The organism is Intrasporangium sp. (assembly GCF_051961875.1).
In the GTDB taxonomy this organism is placed as follows: Bacteria; Actinomycetota; Actinomycetes; order Actinomycetales; family Dermatophilaceae; genus Intrasporangium_A.
This window is the reverse complement of sequence record NZ_JBQCCV010000239.1, coordinates 1-2,823: the sequence shown is the minus strand read 5'-3', so window position 1 is coordinate 2,823 and position 2,823 is coordinate 1. Positions and strand designations below refer to the sequence as shown.

At 70.6% G+C, this 2,823-nt stretch carries 4 protein-coding genes; 2 read left to right on the top strand and 2 right to left on the bottom strand.

What is annotated here, in order from left to right:
- Positions 1-663 (top strand): pyridoxal-phosphate dependent enzyme (locus tag ACTHJJ_RS14280; RefSeq protein ID WP_440303606.1); only part of this gene is annotated, 663 nt, incomplete at its 5' end.
- Positions 664-808: 145 nt separating this feature from the next.
- Here ACTHJJ_RS14280 and ACTHJJ_RS14275 read toward each other — a convergent pair.
- Complete coding sequence (locus ACTHJJ_RS14275; RefSeq protein WP_440303605.1) at positions 809-1,075, bottom strand: DUF6457 domain-containing protein; 267 nt, start codon at positions 1,073-1,075, stop codon at positions 809-811.
- Between the two features lie 77 nt (positions 1,076-1,152).
- A complete protein-coding gene (locus tag ACTHJJ_RS14270) occupies positions 1,153-2,352 on the bottom strand; it encodes an ROK family protein (RefSeq protein ID WP_440303604.1) in 1,200 nt (399 codons plus the stop codon).
- A gap of 108 nt (positions 2,353-2,460) precedes the next feature.
- On the opposite strand from ACTHJJ_RS14270, the gene ACTHJJ_RS14265 reads away from it, so the two are divergent.
- Positions 2,461-2,823 (top strand): ATP-binding cassette domain-containing protein (locus ACTHJJ_RS14265; RefSeq protein WP_440303603.1); only part of this gene is annotated, 363 nt, incomplete at its 3' end.

Below are 2,823 nucleotides of genomic sequence, written 5' to 3'. Positions count from 1 at the left end.
ATCATGGGCGCGGACGTCCGGCTGGACCCGCACGGCTTCGACATCGGCATCCGCCCGTCCTGGGAGGAGGCCATCGCCGAGGTGGAGCAGGCCGGGGGCCGCCCGTACCCGATCCCGGCCGGCGCCTCGGAGCACAAGTACGGCGGCCTCGGCTTCGCCAACTGGGCCTACGAGGTGGCCGAGCAGGAGCGGCAGCTCGGCGTCTTCTTCGACACGATCATCGTCTGCACGGTCACCGGCTCGACCCACGCCGGGATGATCGCCGGCTTCGCCGCGCTCGAGGACGCGGGCGGCCGGCCCCGGCGGGTCATCGGGATCGACGCCTCGGCGACGATCGACAAGACCCGCGAGCAGGTCGGACGCATCGCGCGCAACACGGCCAAGCTCATCGGCGTCGAGCGGGACCTGCGGGACGACGAGATCACCGTCCTCGAGGGCTGGGCGGGCGACTACTACGGCATCCCGGTCCAGTCGACCATCGACGCGATCCGCACCTCCGGCAGCCTCGAGGGGATGATCATCGACCCCGTCTACGAGGGCAAGTCGATGGCCGGTCTCATCGACCTCGTCAGCCAGGACGAGATCGGCAAGGACTCGACGGTCCTCTACGCCCACCTCGGCGGGCAGCCGGCCCTCAACGCCTACAGCGGCATCTTCGACTGAGAGGGGTTGGGTGATTCGCACAGGAGTGGGCGATTTGCAGCCGGTCGCTTGATATATCACCCAGCTCTGCGCAGGTCACCGACCTCTGTTCGGATCACTCAGCTCTGACCCCGAAGACCCAACCTGGATCGGACCGGGCCTGGGGTCAGTCGGCCTCGGCCTCCTGCTCGGGAAGGGTGCTGAGGATCTGGTCGTGCAGCGCCTGGGGGTCGGCGTCGGGATGGCGGCCCAGCGCCATACCGAGGATGAAGGCGCCGACCGGGCCCAGCGGCCGCGTCTTCCTGTGGGAGATCTCCCGGGTCAGGTCGAGGATCCGCGGGATGTCGACGTCTGCAGCGGGGACGTCGAGGGCCGCGCAGACCTCGCGCACCCAGGGGCCGCCACGTTCGGTGACCTCACTCGGATCCGTCATGCCGTCCTCCTTGCCCCATGGCGCCGTCCCCCAACCATGGGGAGAGCCGTGTTGGCGGACTCAGAGGTGGGACGGGTTCACGACGCCGACTGGCGCGCGATGACCGAGTCGACCCGATCTGCCGTGAGCACCTGCTGCACGACCATCGTGGCGGCGCCGATGACGCCGGCCTGCTCCCCGGTCGTCGCGGCGACGATCTGCAGGCTGCCGGTGGCGAGGGGAAGGGAGCGCCGGTAGACGACCTCGCGCACGCCGGCGATGAGGCTCTCGCCGGCCTGGGCGAGCGAGCCGCCGATGACGATGACCTCGGGGTTGAGCAGGCTCACGCATGTGGCGAGCACCTCGCCGATCATCCGGCCGGCCTCGCGCACCGCGTGGGCCGCGGGAATGTTGCCGCCTCGGACGAGGTCCACGATGTCGCGGTTCGACGCCGTCGCGATGCCCAGGTCCTTGAGCGAGCTGGAGATCGCCGGGCCGCTCGCGACCGCTTCGAGGCAGCCGGTGTTGCCGCACGAGCAGAGCACCTGCGGGGCATGCAGGGCGGCAACGTGTCCGAGGTCGCCGGCCGCGCCGACGGCACCGCGGTGGAGCCGGCCGCTGCTGATGATGCCGGCGCCGATGCCGGTGGCGACCTTGACGAAGAGGAGGTGCTCGACGTCGGGGTGCGCCGTGGCGTGCTCGCCGAGGGCCATGATGTTGACGTCGTTGTCGACGAGGACGGGCACATCGAAGGTGTGGCGCACGTGTTCGGGCACGTCGTAGCCGTCCCAGCCGGGCATGATCGGCGGGCGCATCGGGCGTCCGCTTGAGTGATCCACGGGCCCGGGTAGGCCGATGCCGACGCCGATGAGTTCGCGGGGCTCGCGCCCGGCCTCCCCGAGCAGCTGCTGCGAGGCCGAGACGACCCAGTCGAGGACCGGGCCCGGGCCGGTGGTGATGTCGAGTGGCTGCCCGATCTCGGCGATCGGGCGCCCACTGAGGTCGGTCAGGGCGAGCCGCCCGTGGGTGGCACCGATGTCGGCACCGATGACGACCCGCGCGGAGGGGTTGAACGCGAACCGGGCCGGTGGGCGTCCGCCGGTGCTCGCGGCCTCGCCGCTCGGGGCGAGCAGACCCGTCGCCAGGAGCGCGTCCACGCGGGCGCCGACCGTGGAGCGGGCCAGGCCGGTGAGCTTCGCCAGCTCGGCGCGGGTGCGCGGCCGCTCGTCGCGGAGCAGCTGCAACAGGTCCCCGGCGCCACTCGCGGCGTAGGCGGAAGACGAGTCGGCACGGCGCACGGTTGAAGTGAAGCACATGCACCTTATGCACGCCATCCACGCGACTTTCTCGGGTCACTATGAAACTTTTGCTTGACGAGCAGTCAAAAGTCCGCCACGGTGTCACCCATGGACTCTCGAGGGCGAGACGAAACGCGGCTGCTGCGGATGACGAACGTCGTCAAGCGCTTCCCCGGCGTCACGGCCCTCGGCGGTGTCGACCTGGAGGTCCGCCCCGGAGAGGTCCACTGCCTGCTCGGCCAGAACGGCGCCGGCAAGAGCACGCTCATCAAGGTGCTCGCCGGCGTCCACCAGGCCGACGAGGGCACCATCGAGTGGCAGGGGGACGAGGTCTCACTGTCGCACCCGCAGGCCGCCATGGACCTCGGCATCGCGACCATCTACCAGGAGCTCGACCTCGTCGAGGGCCTGACCGTCGCCGAGAACATCTTCCTCGGCCACGAGCCGGCCCGGTTCGGGTTCTCCCAGCGC

What these genes read in the sequence shown, in the direction of transcription:
- ACTHJJ_RS14275 (WP_440303605.1), bottom strand. Translation starts at nt 1,075, where the DNA reads ATGACGGATCCGAGTGAGGTCACCGAACGTGGCGGCCCCTGGGTGCGC.